Annotated in this window: 8 protein-coding genes and 1 riboswitch; of the genes, 4 read left to right on the top strand and 4 right to left on the bottom strand. The window is 76.2% G+C overall.

The genetic code is table 11. The annotated features are described in order from the left end of the window. Positions 1–21: 21 nt before the first annotated feature. Entirely contained in the window at positions 22–1,164 is a 1,143-nt protein-coding gene (locus ACFXDE_RS20605) for an amidohydrolase (RefSeq protein WP_380496130.1), read from the bottom strand. Positions 1,165–1,355: 191 nt separating this feature from the next. On the opposite strand from ACFXDE_RS20605, the gene ACFXDE_RS20600 reads away from it, so the two are divergent. Genes ACFXDE_RS20600 through ACFXDE_RS20590 form a run of 3 tightly spaced genes read left to right on the top strand, consistent with a single transcriptional unit; the run spans position 1,356 to position 10,187 of the window. Next, a complete protein-coding gene (locus ACFXDE_RS20600) occupies positions 1,356–8,627 on the top strand; it encodes an amino acid adenylation domain-containing protein (RefSeq protein ID WP_380496128.1) in 7,272 nt (2,423 codons plus the stop codon). Next, positions 8,620–8,805, top strand: a complete 186-nt coding sequence (locus tag ACFXDE_RS20595; protein WP_380496126.1) for an MbtH family protein — start codon at positions 8,620–8,622, stop codon at positions 8,803–8,805. Before ACFXDE_RS20600 ends, ACFXDE_RS20595 begins: the two co-directional genes overlap by 8 nt. Further along, positions 8,802–10,187, top strand: coding sequence for a DHA2 family efflux MFS transporter permease subunit (locus ACFXDE_RS20590; RefSeq protein WP_380496124.1), 1,386 nt, complete (start codon positions 8,802–8,804; stop codon positions 10,185–10,187). Before ACFXDE_RS20595 ends, ACFXDE_RS20590 begins: the two co-directional genes overlap by 4 nt. Before the next feature lie 93 nt (positions 10,188–10,280). Here the strand turns inward: ACFXDE_RS20590 and ACFXDE_RS20585 are convergent, their stop codons facing one another. Then, positions 10,281–11,144 (bottom strand): MBL fold metallo-hydrolase, encoded by an 864-nt coding sequence (locus tag ACFXDE_RS20585; protein ID WP_380496122.1) that lies wholly within the window; start codon positions 11,142–11,144, stop codon positions 10,281–10,283. 12 nt (positions 11,145–11,156) lie between these two features. Next, positions 11,157–11,226: riboswitch (guanidine-III (ykkC-III) riboswitch) on the bottom strand. Between the two features lie 126 nt (positions 11,227–11,352). On the opposite strand from ACFXDE_RS20585, the gene ACFXDE_RS20580 reads away from it, so the two are divergent. After that, on the top strand, positions 11,353–12,219 hold the full coding sequence (locus ACFXDE_RS20580) for a zinc-dependent metalloprotease (RefSeq protein ID WP_380496120.1): 867 nt from the start codon (positions 11,353–11,355) through the stop codon (positions 12,217–12,219). Here ACFXDE_RS20580 and ACFXDE_RS20575 read toward each other — a convergent pair. Further along, positions 12,149–13,351 (bottom strand): alpha/beta hydrolase-fold protein, encoded by a 1,203-nt coding sequence (locus ACFXDE_RS20575; RefSeq protein WP_380496118.1) that lies wholly within the window; start codon positions 13,349–13,351, stop codon positions 12,149–12,151. The two genes, ACFXDE_RS20580 and ACFXDE_RS20575, sit on opposite strands and share 71 nt — an antisense overlap. Before the next feature lie 86 nt (positions 13,352–13,437). Next, on the bottom strand, positions 13,438–15,624 hold the full coding sequence (fhuB, locus tag ACFXDE_RS20570; RefSeq protein ID WP_380496116.1) for a Fe(3+)-hydroxamate ABC transporter permease FhuB: 2,187 nt from the start codon (positions 15,622–15,624) through the stop codon (positions 13,438–13,440). Between the last annotated feature and the right edge of the window lie 6 nt (positions 15,625–15,630).

Below are 15,630 nucleotides of genomic sequence, written 5' to 3'. Positions count from 1 at the left end.
TACCCGCCCCCGGTCCCCCCGTCAGTCCTCCGCCACCGCCGCCCGGCCCGCCGCGAAGTCCGCCGCCGTCCACGCCATGGCGACCGCGCCGTCGAGCACAGCGCGGTCGCCCTCCGTCGACACCGCCGCCTGCGCGAAGGCGGGTTCGTGCGGGGCGCACGTGCCGCCGGTGATGTCCAGGACCGGGTGGATCGCCGGCACCGCGTGCGACACGTTGCCCATGTCGGTGCAGGCGAACGGTCCGCTCTCGACCGGTTCCGGGCGCCCCAGCGCCGCCGCGTTCGCCCGCCACAGGGCGAGCAGCCCGGCGTCGCCGCGCATGTCGAGGTAGTCCGGCTCGGGCCGCGTCAGCGCCACCTCGCAGCCGGTCGCGAGCGCCCCGGCGCGGAAGCAGGACTCGACGCGCTCGCGCAACTCCGCCAGGTCCTCGGCCGCCGTCGCCCGCAGCTCGTACTCGGCGCTCGCGCTGTCCGGGACGACGTTGGGCGCCGTCCCGGCGGCCGTCGTGATGCCGTGGACCCGCCACTGCGGCGGGAGGTGCTGGCGCAGCAGCCCGAGGGCGACCTGGGCGACGGTCAGCGCGTCGGCGGCGTTGCGGCCCTCGTGCGGGTTGAGGCTCGGGTGGGCGGCGCGCCCGGTGTAGCGGACGGACAGGGTGCCGAGCGCGAACGACCGGAAGTCCGCGACCTCCACCGGGCACGGATGCACCATCATCGCGGCGTCCACCCCATCGAACACGCCCGCGTCGAGCAGCAGGGCCTTCCCGGCTCCGCGTTCCTCCGCCGGTGCGCCGATCACGCGCACCGTCAGCCCGAGCCGGTCCGCGTGCGGGGCGAGTCCGAGCGCCGCCCCGACGCCGGCGGCGGCGATCAGGTTGTGCCCGCAGGCGTGGCCGAGCCCGGGCAGTGCGTCGTACTCGCAGACGAGCGCGACGGTCGTGGGCCCGCTGCCGAGGGTCGCGGTGAACGCGGTGTCGAGGCCGCCCGCCGGTGCGGTGACCGCGTACCCGTGGGCGTCCAGCAGTTCCGCGCACCAGGCCGCCGCCCGGTGTTCCGCGAACGCGGTCTCGGGGTGGGCGTGGATGCGGTGGCTGAGCGCGAGCAGGTCCGCGCGGTGAGCGTGGACGTGCTCGCGGACGGCCTGCTTGGTCGTGGTGAGCGGCACGGCGGGTGTCTCCGATCGGTCAGGGCCCGCGCTCCAGCAGGCCGTTGACCAGATCGTATGACATTAGGTTAGGCTACCCTAAGTAGCTCGTCCCTTGCTGTTCCCCCTGCCGTTTCCCTTGCCGTTCCCCTTGCCGAACCGCCTGCCGGACCCGACCGGACCCGACCGGACCCCGAGGAGCTCCCCGCACCATGCCCCGCCACCAGGCCGCGTCCGACCCAGCCGCCCCCCTCCGAGGAGCGGTCGCCGACCTCCCGCTGCTCGCCACCCAGGCGGCCATCTGGTTCGCCCAGTCGCTCGACCCCGGCAGTCCGGCGTACAACACCGGTGACGCCGTCGAGATCACCGGCCCGCTCGACGAGACCCTGTTCGAACGCAGCCTCCGCCAGGCAGTCGGCGAGGCCGAGGCGTTGAGCGCCGTCGTCGTCACCGGCCCGGACGGCACGCCGCGCCAGCGGCTGCGCCCCGGCCGCCTCTGGCCGCTGCACCGCCTCGACGTGAGCGCCGCCGCCGACCCCGACGCCGAGGCCGATGCCTGGATGCGCGCCGACCTCGCCCGCCCGGCCGACCTCACCGCCGGCCCGCTGTTCACCCACGCCCTGATCCGCCTCGCCGCCGACCGGCACCTGTGGTACCGGCGGATCCACCATCTCGCCGTCGACGCATATGCGTTGACCCTCCTGGGCGAGCGCGTCGCGGAGCTCTACACGGCAGGCGCCGGCGGCACCCGTCCCGCCGAGAGCCCGTTCGCCCCGCTCGCCGAACTCGTCGCCGAGGAGCGGGCCTACCGCCACTCCGACGAGTACGCCGCCGACCGCGCCTTCTGGACCGCCCGCCTCGCGGACACCGACAGCGCCGCCGACGACGCCGCTACCGACACTGCCGCACCCGCCACGCTCCCCGGCCGCACCGCCGATCCCGACGGGAACGCCAACGCCACCCCCGCCGCCACCACCCCCGCCCCGCCCCTGCGCCTCGCCGCCGATCTCCCCGCCGGCACCCGCGACCGCCTGGAGCGCGCCGCCACCGCCGCCCGCGCCACCTGGGCCGAACTCGTCCTCGCCGCCACCGCCGGCTACCTGCACCGCCTGGCCGCCACCGAGGACGTCGTCCTCGGCCTCCCGCTCGCCAACCGGCGCGGCCCCGCCGCCCTGCGCACCCCCGTCGCCACCGCCAACGTCCTCCCGCTGCGCGTCGCCGTCCACCCCGCCGACACCGCGGACGGGCTCCTGCGCCGGGTGGTCCGCGAACTGCGCGCCGTCCGCCGCCACCAGCGCTACCCCCTGGAGGACCTGCGCAGCGACCTCGCCCTGACCGGGGACCGCCGCGCCCTGTTCGGCCCGGTGGTCAACATCAAGGCCTTCGAGGGCGACCTCGACCTCGCCGGCCTGCCCGGCACCGTGCGCAACCTCGCCGCCGGCCCGGTCGACGACCTCGCGCTCGCCGTCTCGCCCGGCCCCGACGGCGCCCTGCGGCTGGTCCTGGAGGCCGACCCCGTCCGCTACGACGCCGACGCGCTCGCCGCCCACCGGGACGGCCTGCTGCGCTACCTCGACGGCCTCGCCCGGCTGCTCCTCGCCGACCCCGGCACGCCGATCGCCCGCATCGACCTGCTCGACGCCGACGCCCTCCGCCGCGCCACCACCGGCCGCGACGAGCCGCCGGCCGACCGGACGCTGCCCGAGCTGTTCGCCGAGCAGGCCGCTCGGACCCCGGCCGCCGCCGCCGTCCGCTGTGGCGAAGTCGCGCTCACCTTCCAGGAGTTGGACGAGGAGTCGACGCGCCTCGCCCACCGCCTCGCCGCGCTCGGCGTCCGCGCGGGGGCACCCGTCGCCCTGGCCCTGCCCCGCAGCGCCGACACCGTGGTCGCGATGCTCGCCGTGCTCAAGGCCGGCGGTGCCTGCGTGTCGCTCGACCTCGCCCACCCCCGGCAGCGCCTCGCCGCCGTCCTGGCCGACGCCCGCCCGGCCTGCGCCGTCGGTACCGCCGCCGCCCTCGCCGCCCTCGCCGGGCTCGACCTGCCGGGCCACGTGCCCACGATCGTCCTCGACGGGCAGCTCCCCGAACCGCAGCTCCCCGAACCGCCGGTCACCGTTCTTCCGGCGCCCCAACTCGCCGACGCCGCCTACATCCTGCACACCTCGGGTTCCACCGGCCGGCCCAAGGGCGTCGTCGTCACCCATGCCGCGCTGGCCAACCTCCACGCCGGACACGGTGAGGACCACATCGCCCCGGCCGTCCGGCGCACCGGCCGCACCCGTCTGCGCGTCGCCCACAGCGCCTCCTTCGCCTTCGACGCCTCGTGGGACCCACTGCTGTGGATGGTCCACGGTCACGAACTGCACCTCCTCGACGACGCCACCTACCGCGACCCGGCCGCCCTCGTCGCCCACGTCGACCGCGAGCGCGTCGACTACCTCGACGTCACCCCGTCCTACCTCGAAGTCCTGCTCGCCGAAGGCCTCCTGGACGACGGCCGGCACCGCCCGGCCGTCATCGCCGTCGGCGGCGAGGCCACCCCGCCCGCGCTGTGGCAGCGCCTCACCGCGGTCCCCGGTGTGTGCCCCGTCGACCTGTACGGTCCGACCGAGACCACCGTCGACGCCTACGCGTGGACCCCGGGCCCCGACGGCACTCCCGTCGGCCGGGTGGTGCGCGGCTCCCGGGCCTACGTCCTGGACGGCTCCCTGCGCCCGGTGCCCGACGGCGCCACCGGCGAACTCCACATCGCCGGAGCCTGTTTGGCGCGCGGGTACCTCGGCCGTCCGGACCTCACCGCCGAGCGCTTCGTCGCCGACCCGTACGGCCCGCCCGGCTCCCGGATGTACCGCACCGGGGACCTCGCCCGGCGCCGCCCCGACGGGACGCTGGAGTTCCTCGGCCGCGCCGACGACCAGGTGAAGATCCGCGGCTTCCGCGTCGAGCCCGGCGAGATCGCCGCCGTCCTGGCGCAACTCCCCGACGTCGAGCGGGCCGTGGTGATCGCGCGACCGGGCCCCCAGGGCAAGCGGCTGCTCGGCTACGCGGTCCCCGCGCCCGGTGCGACGCCCTCGCCGGCCGCGCTGCGGGCCGGGCTCGCCGCCCGCCTGCCCGCGCACATGGTGCCGGCCGCCGTCCTCGTCCTCGACGACCTGCCGCGCACCGCCCACGACAAGCTCGACCACCGCGCCCTGCCCGAACCCGTCGCCACCGCGGTCGGATCGGAGCCCGCGGCCACCCCGCAGGAGGAGGTCCTGTGCGGCCTCTTCGCCGACGTCCTCGCCCTCGCCGAGACGCCCGGCCGGGACGCGTCCTTCTTCGACCTCGGCGGCCACTCCCTGCTCGCGGGCCGCCTCGCCGCCCGCGTCCGCGAGACCCTGGGCGCCACCGTCGGGTTCGCCGACGTCTTCCGCCACCCCACCCCGGCCGGGCTCGCCACCCTGCTGCGCGAGCGTTCCGCCCCCGAGCCGCGCCCCGCCCTCGTGCCCGTCCCGCGCGCCGAGCGCATGCCGCTGTCGCCCGCCCAGCGCGGACTCTGGTTCCTGCACCGGCTCGAAGGCCCCAGCCCCACCTACAACATCCCGCTCGCGCTCACCCTCACCGGTCCGCTCGACCGGGGCGCGCTGGCGCTCGCCGTCGGCGACCTCGCGGCCCGGCACGAGATCCTCCGCACGGTCTACGGCGAGGAGCCCGACGGCACGCCGTACCAGCGGGTACTGCCGGCCATGCCCGTTGCGCTGCACCATGGCGACAGCCTTGCCGAGGCGGTCCGCCACGCCTTCGACCTGACGGCCGAACCGCCGCTGCGGGCAAGCCTGTTCAGGGACGGCGAGCAGGAGCACACGCTCCTCCTCCTGCTCCACCACATCGCCGGCGACGGCGCGTCCACCACCCCGCTGGCCCGTGACCTCGCCACGGCCTACCGTGCCCGGGCAGCCGGGTCCGATCCCGAATTCGGCGAACTCACCGTCCAGTTCGCCGACCACGCCGCCCGCCAGTGGCAGCTCCTCGGTACGCCCGAGGCGCCGACCCCGCTCGCCGCCCGGCAGCTCGACCACTGGCGGACCGCGCTCGACGGCCTGCCCGACCAGCTCGAACTCCCCACCGACCGCCCGCGCCCGGCCGTCGCCGGACACGACGGCGCCACCGTGCCGTTCGCGCTCGGCGCCGAGGCCCACGCCGCCCTCGCGGCGCTCGCCCGGGCCACCGGCACCACCGTCTTCATGGCCGTCCAGGCGGGTCTCACCGCCCTGCTCACCCGGCACGGCTGCGGCACCGACATCCCGGTCGGCACCCCGGTGGCGGGCCGCGACGAGCCGGAGACCGCCGCGCTGGTCGGCTACTTCGTCAACTCGGTGGTCCTGCGCACGGACACCTCGGGCGACCCGGGTTTCCGTGAGCTCCTCGGGCGCGTCCGCGGCACCGTCCTGGCCGCGCACGAGCACGCCGACCTGCCGTTCGACCGGCTCGTCGAGGAGCTCAACCCGCCCCGGTCGCTGGCCCGGCACCCGCTCTTCCAGGTGATGCTGGCCTGGCAGAGCCGCCCGGACGAGGACTTCGCGCCGGCCGGGGGCCTCACCGCCCGCATGGCCGCCGTGCCCACCGGCACCGCCAAGTTCGACCTCACCCTCAACGCGGGCGAGCTCCCCGGCGGCGGCATCGGCGGCTTCCTGGAGTACCGCACCGACCTGTTCGACGCGTCCACCGCCGAGGCCCTGGCCACCCGGCTCGCCCGGCTCCTGACCGCTGCCGCGGCCGACCCCGACACCGCCATCGGCCGACTCCCGCTGCTCGGCGAGGAGGAGCGCCGGCGCGCACTCGTCGACTGGAACGGCACACCCGTCCCCTCGGTGCCCGGTCCTGGGCTGCCTGGTCCTGGCCTGCCCGGCGCGACGCTGCCCGAGCTCTTCGAGGCGGCCGCAAGGGCCAATCCCGCCGCTGTGGCCGTCGGTTACGGGGACGATCGGCTCGACTACGCCGAACTCGGCGCCCGCGCCGACCGCTTGGCCCGCGCCCTCGCCGCGCGAGGCATCGGTCCCGGTACGATCGTCGCGCTCGCCCTGCCCCGCTCGCTCGAACTCGTCGTCGCCCTCCTCGCGGTGACCAAGTCCGGCGCGGCCTACCTGCCGCTCGACCCCGACTACCCGGCCGACCGCCTCGCCTACATGCTGGCCGACGCCGCCCCCGCCGCCCTCCTCACCGATCGCGCCACCGCACCCCGGCTGCCCGGCAACGACGTGCCCCGACTCCTCGTCGACGACGAAGAAGAGGCGTTCCCCGCCGTCCCGCTCGCCCAGCACGAACGCACCCGTCCACTGCGGGCCGACGACACCGCCTACGTCATCTACACGTCCGGCTCCACCGGCCGGCCCAAGGGCGTGCCCGTCACCCACCGCAACGTCGTCCGGCTGTTCGGCGCCACCGACCACTGGTTCGGCTTCGGTCCCGAGGACGTCTGGACGCTCTTCCACTCCTACGCCTTCGACTTCTCCGTCTGGGAGCTGTGGGGCGCCCTGCTGTACGGCGGCCGGCTGGTCGTCGTCCCGCACCTGGTCAGCCGCGACCCGGCGGCCTTCCTCGACCTGCTCGCCCGCGAGCGCGTCACCGTCCTCAACCAGACCCCGTCCGCGTTCTACCAGCTCAGCGCCGCCGACCGGGACCACCCCGGGCGCGAACTCGCCCTGCGGTACGTCGTGTTCGGCGGCGAGGCGCTCGAACCCGGCCGCCTCGACGACTGGTACGCGCGGCACCCCGAGGACGCGCCCGTCCTGGTCAACATGTACGGCATCACCGAGACCACCGTGCACGTCACCCACCGCGCCCTCGACCGGGCGAGCGCCGCCGCCGGAACCGGCAGCACCATCGGCGTCAACATCCCCGACCTGCGCGTCTACGTCCTCGACGAGCACCTCCAGCCCGTGCCGCCCGGCGTCACCGGCGAGATGTACGTCGCCGGGGCCGGCCTCGCCCGCGGCTACCTCGGCCGTCCCGCGCTGAGCGCCGGGCGCTTCGTCGCCGACCCGTACGCCGAGCTGTTCGGCGAGCGCGGCACCCGGATGTACCGCTCCGGCGACCTCGCCCGCCGCCGCGCCGACGGGGAACTGGAGTACCTCGGGCGGGCCGACCAGCAGGTGAAGATCCGCGGCTTCCGGATCGAACCCGGCGAGATCGAGGCCGTCCTGGCCGCCCACCCGGGCGTCGCCGACGCCGCCGTGGTCGTCCGGGAGGACGCCCCCGGCGACAAGCGGCTCGTCGGCTACGCCGTCGCCACGGCCACGCCGGACGAGCTCCGTGCCCACGCCGCCGCCGGACTGCCCGCCCACATGGTGCCGTCCGCCGTCGTGCTCCTCGACCGCCTCCCGCTCACTGCCAACGGCAAGCTGGACCGCCGCGCGCTGCCCGCCCCCGAGGCGCCCGCCGCCGGCGCCGGCCGCCCGCCGCGCACTCCGCGCGAGCAGCAGCTGTGCGAACTGTTCGCCGAGGTCCTGGGTGCCCCCGCGGTCGGCGTCGAGGACGACTTCTTCGCCCTCGGCGGCCACTCGCTGCTGGTCGTCCGCCTCGCCGGCCGGATCCGCGCCGTCCTCGGCGTCGACGTGGGCATCGGCACCCTGTTCCGCGCTCCGACGGTCGCCGCCCTCGACGCCGCCCTGGCCGCCGGGGACGAGGACGCCGACGCGCTCGACGTCCTGCTCCCGCTGCGGCCCGCCGCACCCGGACGGCAGGCCCCGCTGTTCGCGATCCATCCGGCGGGCGGCCTGAGCTGGTGCTACACCGGGCTGATCCGCCACCTGCCCGCCGACGTGCCGATCTACGGCCTCCAGGCGCAGGGCGTCGGCGCCGCCACCGCGGAGGAGCCGCTGCCGCGGAGCCTGGAGGAGCTGGCGGCGCACTACGCGGACCGGCTGCGCGAGGTGCAGCCCGACGGCCCGTACCGGCTGCTCGGCTGGTCCACCGGCGGCATCATCGCGCACGCCGTCGCCGTCCGGCTCCAGGAGCTGGGCCACGCCGTCGAGTTGCTCGCCATCCTGGACGCCTACCCGGCCGAGGGCTTCCGCGAGCTGCCCGTCCCCGACCAGGCCGAGGCGCTGGAGGCCCTGCTCACCATGGGCGGCTTCGGCCCGGCCGACCTCGCCGGCCGGCCGCTCGAACTCGCCTCCGTCACCGCGCTGTTGCGCCGCGAGGGCAGCCCGCTCGCCGGGCTCGGCGACGCCACCGTCGAGGCCCTGAACCGGATCTACCTCAACACCAACCACCTCGTGCGCGGCTACGACCACCGGCGCTTCGACGGCGACGTGCTGTTCTTCCGCGCGACCGTCGACACCATCGACGAGACGCTCGTGCCCGAGCTGTGGACGCCGTACGTGTCCGGCCGGATCGCCGACACCGACGTCGCCTGCTCGCACAAGGACATGACCCTGCCCGCGCCCATCGCGCACATCGCCCGCGTGATCGCCGACCACCTGGAGAACGCCACCCATGAGTGACGCACCCGCCAACCCCTTCGACGCCGACGGCGACTTCCTCGCCCTCGTCAACGGCCAGGGTCAGCACTCCCTCTGGCCCGCCTTCGCCGCCGTCCCGGCCGGCTGGGACGTCGCCCACGGCCCGTGCGCCCGCACCACAGCCCTGGACTGGATCTCCGCGCATTGGACCGACCTGTGACCGCACCCGCCGAGGCCCGGCCCCTCCCGGCCGGCCGGGCCGCAGTGGTCGTCGCCTATACGGCCGCGATGTGCATGAGCGGCCTGGACTCGACGATCGTCAACCCCGCGCTGTACACGATCGCGGGGGACTTCGGCCGGCCGGTCGAGGCGGCCAACGCGGTCGAGACCGCGTTCCTCGTCGGCCTCGCCGCCGGCCTGCCCGTGGCCGGCTGGCTCGGCGACCGGTACGGGGTGAAGCGGGTGTTCCTCGGGGCGCTGGCCGCGTTCACGCTCGCCTCCGCGCTGTGCGCCGCCGCGCCCGGGCTGGGCGCACTGGCCGCCGCCCGGGCCGTCCAGGGCGTCGGGGGCGGCCTGCTGACGCCGGTCGGCATGACGCTGCTGTTCCGGGCCTTCGCCCCGCACGAGCGGGCGGGCCTCGGCAAGGTGCTGATCGTGCCGACGGCACTGATGCCCGCCCTCGGCCCGCCGCTCGGCGGCTTCCTCACCGAACACCTCTCCTGGCACTGGCTGTTCCTCGTGAACGTGCCGATCGGCGCCGCCGCCGTGGCCGTCGGACTCGTCGGCCTGCGGGCGGGGGAGGAGCCACCGGCCGGACGCTTCGACACCACCGGCTTCCTGCTCGCCACCCCGGGCCTCGGCCTGCTCACGTACGCGCTCGGCTTCGGCCCGGCGCAGGGCTGGTCGTCGCCGGAGGTGCTGGTGAGCGGGGTGACCGGGACGGCGCTCCTCGTGGCCGCCGTGCGTCACCAACTCCGGTCCGCCGAGCCACTGGTGGACCTGCGGCTGCTCGCCGACCGCACCTTCGGCGCCGCCGCCCGGCTCGCGCTGCTGACGTCGGCCGGGCTGATGGGCGCGCTGTTCGTCCTCCCGCTGCTCTACCAAGTGGCCCTCGGTGCCTCGGCGCTGGACGCGGGCCTGAGCGTCTTCCCCGAGGCGGTGGGCCTGATGGCCGCCTCCCAGGCGGTGGACCGCCTCCTGCCCCGCCTCGGCCCGCGCCGCCTGGCCGTGCCCGCCCTGCTGCTGGCGGCGGCGGTCCTGACCGCGTTGGCTTTCACCGAAGACCCGTGGGCGGTAAGGGCGTTGATGTTCGCCGTGGGCCTGGTCCTGGGCACCGCCGTGCTCACCCTGCAGATCGCCGGCTTCGCCGACGTCCCGCCGCCCGCGACGGGCCGGGCGATGGCCCTGTTCACGATCGCCCGCACCCTCGGCGGAGCCCTGGGCATCGCGACGACCGCCGCCCTCGTCGCCCTCCTGGCCGACGGCGACAACCCCACCCCCTACCGCATCGCCCTCCTCGCCACCGCCCTCCCGATCGCCGCCGCTGTCCTCCCCGCCACCCGCCTCCCGAAGGCCCTCGCGCCCCCGCCACCGGAAGACTGATCACGCGGAGAGTCGATCCGCATCCCCGAACCGTTCGGGTTCGAACCGGACCTGTCTGGGCCGGTCCCCTATCGGGACCGACGGAGGGACCCGCTACTCGCTCGGCCAGAGGATCAGGTTCGGGAGGGCGTGGCGGGTCGGGGTGCCGCCCGACGATGTGAGGGCTGTGCGGATGTCGTGGAGGTCCTCGACCGTGAGCTGGAGCGGGGGTTCGTCGGGCTGGTAGGTGGTGCGGATCGGGTAGTCCACGCCCGGGGTGGTGGTCATCTCGATGTGACAGCCGAGCACGTGGGTGACCGGGCGGCGGTCGGCGAGGGCGATCAGGCGGTCGATGCTGCGCGTGAACGCGGGCCAGTCGTCGATGTAGAGCCGCCCGGGGTAGACGGTGTCGCCGGTGAGGAGGACTCCCGTCCAGGGGTCGTAGTACGTGACCGCCGCCGGGTGGTGGCCCGGGGTGGCGAGGCACTCCAGCACCCGGCCGCCGCCCAGGTCGACGAGGGCCACGGCGTCCGGGTCGGTGTCGAAGCCGAAGAAGGGCCATGCGACGGCCGGGTCGGCGGCGACCACGGTCGTGCCGGGGCGGTCGGCGAACTGGCCGTCGCCCGCGACGTGGTCGCCGTGCGGGTGGGTGTGCAGCACGAGCAGTCCGTACCCGTCCCGCGGGTGGCGGGCGAGCCACGCCCCGATCTGTTCGTCGACCACCGCGCGCAGCGGGAAGTGCGCGGCGTCGGCGGTCGCCCCGGTGTCGAGCAGCACCGCTCGCTCGGCCCCGAACAGGAGGTACAGGAACGGCGCCTCGTAGTGGACGGCCTTGTTCTGCCGCAGTACGACCGTGTGCTCGTCGTACGCGTGGACCTGGATCTCCGGCCCGGTGTCGTGCTTGGCCGACGGCGAGCCGTGGATCCACCGCACGTCCAGCGGCCGCGGCACCGGGACGGCCCGGGTGAAGTCGGGCATGACGCCTCCTCCGGTGCGTCGTCTTGTCGGGCCGGGTACGGCGCACGTCTCGTCCGGGGCGGGCGCGCCGGTGCGCCGCCACCGGGACGCTAGCACGGTGCCGGACCGCCCTCATGACGCTCCGGGGACCGCTTCCCGGACGCCGGTTTCCGGCCGGTCCGGCGCACCGAGTGGGAAGAGTTTTCCAGGCGACGTACAGTTCCGCTTCGTGATCGAGATCGAGATCGTCGTCGAACAGCAGGCGGGCGGTGCGTGGGACGCCCTGGCGGAGGCGGCCCGCGCCCTGACCGGGGAACTGGCCGGTCCCGTCGAGGAGACCACGGGCCTCGACCTCGGCCCCGGGGTGCGCCTCGCGCTGGTGGACCCGGACGCGTTCGCGCAACGCCGCGAGGCCTACGTGCGCCGGGTCTGCGAGACCGTCCTCGCGGGCGAGGCGCTGGCGGCCGTCGCGGACCCGGCGAAGCGCGAGAAGGCCGAGGCGGCGCTGCGCAAGGGGCCGGCGTCGGCGGACTCCGACCGCAGGATCAGCTGCGTGCCGTCCGGCCGGGTGGTGCAGGACGAGGAGGGCCGGTGGGTGCTCCTGCTGGCCCCGGCGCTGCTGGCGGGCGCGCCGCAGCGGGCCCCGCTGCGCGCGGTGCTGGCGCACCTGCTGACCCACCAGGCCCAGATCCGCGCGGGCGGTCCCCGGCCGGGGGCGGATGCGGTCGAGGCGCTGCTGCTCCACCGGACCTCCGGCGGCACGCGGGAGGACGACCCGGTCCTCGGCGCGCTGTGGGAGGGGCACGCGCGCTGGGCGACGCGCCGGCTGCTGGCCCGGGACCAGGCGGGGGAGCGGAAGACGGCCCGGGCCGCCCGGCTGCTGTCCCGCCTGCCGGGCGTGCGCGCCGAGTCGGACACCCACGAGAAGGCGGTGCGGTTCGTGCGCACGCTGGTCGAGGCGGGCGGGACGGAGACGGTGAACCGGATCTGGACGGACCGCTCCCTGGTGCCGACCCGCCGCGAGCTCACCTCCCCCGCCCGCTGGCTGGCCCGTACGGGGCTGGGGCCCGCGGAGGGCGGTCCCCCGGAGGGGTGAGGGGCCCGGGTCGGCGGCGGTCGCGCAGCAGGTGCGCGAGCCCGTCGGCGAGGCCGCCGCGCCAACAGGCGTAGTCGTGCCCGCCGTTGAACTCGCGGTATTCGAGGTCGTAGCCGCGCGCCGTGAGGACGTCGCGCAGGTGGCGGCTCTGGGCGAGGAGCAGCCATTCCTGGAGCCCCACCTCGACGTAGAAGCGCGCCGCGCGGCGCTCCTCGGTGGCGAAGCGGCGGGTGAGCCACTCGCTGCCGGCGTCGAACTCGGTCTCGTCCGGCCACCAGAACGAGCCGGACTGGGCGAGCGCGTTGCCGAAGCGCTCCGGGCGCCGGTAGGCGGCGAAGGCGGCGGTGAGGCCGCCCGCGCTCTGGCCGGCGACGACGGTGGCCGCCGGGTCCGTGGTGGTGCCGAACTCGCGGGCGGCCCAGGGGAGGAGCCGGTCGGCGAGGAAGTCGACGAAGGCCGGGTTGCAGCTGAGGTCGACCGCGCGCTCGGGGCCCATGGTGTGCACGAGCAGCGCGACCGTCGGGGGGAGGGCGCCGTCGGCCGCCAGGTTGTCGAGGGTGTCGCCGACGGACAGCACCTCGCCCCACATCTCGCCGTCGAGCAGCACCGCCACCGCGTACGGCGCGGCGGGCCCGTCGGCGCTCCAGCCGGCCGGGAGGTGGACGTCCACCCGGCGCCCGTCGAGCGCACGGGCCGTCGTCCGCCCGCGCGGCACGCCGTCGCGCCGGGCCGCGTACGGCTGGGCGGGCGCCTCGGGGAGGCTGAGGACGGTGGCGGGCCGCCGGCCGTCCCGGGCGGGGAGCAGGGGGCCGCCGTGCGGGTCGGGCCGGGCGTCGTCGAGGACGCGCATCCAGTCGGCGCGCGCGGTGCCGGGGGGCGCGCCGTGGAACGGGTACACCTGGTAGGACGCGCGATGGTCGGCCCGCAGGCGGTAGGTGATCTCCCAACGCCCTCTCCCCGTCGGTTTCATGAGGTGCGGGGTGAGGTCGCCGGCGTGCCGGTCCCGGTCCGTGACGGTGTGGACGAGCGCGAGCACGCCGTCGCAGTCCGGGCCGTCGTACGTGAACGTCACCTGCCGGTAGGCCGGATCGTCCGGATCGGGCTCGATGCGCGGGCCCGTCTGCTGCTCCATGGTCCAACTCCCCTTCCGTTCAAGCGAATCAGTCGTCACACCGCGCTTGCTTTCACGCGGTGCTCGCTCCAAAACCCTGCTCGCCGTCACACCGCGCCGCCCCTGCGCCCGAGCAGCACCCAGAGCAGGAACGGCCCGCCGAGCACCGTCGTCACGATGCCGACCGGGATCTCGACACCGCCGATCAGCACCCGCCCGAGCGTGTCCGCGAGCACGACGAGCAGGGCGCCCGCGAGTGCCGAGCCCAGCACCGGGACCCGGGCCGGCCCCGCGAGCCGTCCGGCCAGCACGGGCGCGGCGAGGGCGACGAAGCCGACCGGCCCGCACACCCCGACCGCGAGGCCGGCCAGCGCGACGGCCAGCAGCAGGCACACCAGCCGGACGCGCCCCGGCTCGACCCCGAGCGAGGCGGCGACGTCGTCGTCGAAGCGCAGTACGGCCAGCCGCCGGGCCATCGCGAGCGCGACCGGCACCAGGACCGCGAGCCCGGCGAGGACGGGCGCGGCGACGTCGTAGTCGCGCCCGTTGAGGCTGCCGGAGGTCCATACGTACAGCGAGCCCGCCGAGTTGAGCGAGCGGCGGGCGAGCGCGACCTGGACGACGGCCGAGGCGAGCGCCGACATCGCGAGGCCGACGACCAGGACCCGGTAGCCGCGCGCGCCCAGCCCGCCGGAGACGAAGGTGACGGCGAGGACGGCGGCGAGCGCGCCGAGCGGTCCGGCCCACCAGGCGCCGAAGGTGCCGGAGACGGTCGCGCTGACGAGCACGGCGGCCGTGGCGCCGTCGTTGACGCCGAGCAGTTCGGGGGTGGCGAGGCGGTTGCGGGCGAGGGTCTGAGTGAGGCAGCCGGCCAGGCCGAGGGCGGCGCCGGCGGCGAGTCCGGCGACGATCCGGCCGAGCCGGAAGCGCTGGACGAGCAGGACGTCGAGCCGGTCGCCGTAGCCGAACACGGCCTCGAACGTCCGGCCGAGGCCGAGTCCGCCCTGTCCGGCGTGCGCGGAGACGACGACGGCGGCGAGCAGGGCGGCGGCGAGCCCGAGCGCGGCGAGCAGCGCGCGGCGGGGGAGGAGCAGCGACCACGCGCCGCGACGCAGGACCAAATCCGGTTTCCCGGGCGGCAGTTCCCGGCCGGGTGGGGAGGTCGTGGCGGTCTCGGTGACGGCGAGCGCGGCCGTACGGCGCGAGCGGACGATGGCGATCAGGGCCGGCGCGCCGATCAGGGCGACGACCACCGACACGGGCGCCTCGAACGGCCGGGCCACCACGCGGGCGAGGACGTCCGCGCCGGTCAGCACGGCGGCGCCGAACAAGCCTGCAAGCATGGTCAGGTGGCCGACCCTCGGCCCGGCGGCGGCGCGGGCCAGGAACCCGGCGAGGAGGCCGAGGAAGGAGACCGGACCGGCGAGCGCGACCGCCGAGGCGGTGAGCAGCGTGACGGCGAGCGCGACCGCCGCCCGGGTGGCGCCGGGCCGGTGGCCGAGGCCGCGGGCGAGGTCGTCGCCGAGGGCGAGCGCGGTGAGCGGGCGGGTGGCGAGCGCGGCGACCGCGAAGCCGAGGGCGAGCACCGGAGCGATCCGGCCGAGCGTCGACCAGCCCTCCGTCCCGGCCAGCGAGCCGAGCACCCACACGCGGTAACGGTCGTAGGCCTCCGGCGAGTTGACGATCAGGATGCCGGTGAGCCCGCCGAAGGTCGCGCCGACCGCCGATCCGCCGAGGACCAGCCGCATCGGCGAACCGCCGCCCCGGGCGCCCGCGATCAGCAGTACCAGCACGCCGGACACCAGGGCCCCGCCGAACGCGAACGCGAGGTAGCCGTACGAGCTCTGGACGCCGAGCACGGCGATGCCGAGCACGACCCCGAGGGAGGCGCCCGCGTTGACGCCGAGCAGGCCGGTCTCGGCGAGCGGGTTGCGCGTGACGGACTGCAGCTGCGCGCCCGCGACCCCGAGGGCGGCGCCGACCAGCAGCGCGGCGAGCGTGCGCGGCAGGCGCAGATCGCCGACGACGAGGGCGAGTCGGCCGTCCGCGCGGGCGCCGTCACGGTCCAGCAGGTAGGCGAGCACGCGCTCCGGGCCGACCTCGCCCGCGCCGACGGACAGCGAGAGGGCGGCGAGCGCCAGCAGCGCCGCGAGCACCCCGGCGGCGACCGGCCAGGTCCGGCGGTGGCCCTCGCCCGCCGGCGCCCCGGCGGGCCCGGAGGGCTCGGGGGATGCGGGGGAGCTGCGCGGGCCGGTCCGGGGTGCTTCGTGGACGCCCACTTGCGACAATGTCATAAGGTA

This window comes from Kitasatospora sp. NPDC059408 (genome assembly GCF_042751525.1).
Classification (GTDB): domain Bacteria; phylum Actinomycetota; class Actinomycetes; order Streptomycetales; family Streptomycetaceae; genus Kitasatospora.
This window is presented reverse-complemented; position numbering and strand designations above follow the sequence as displayed.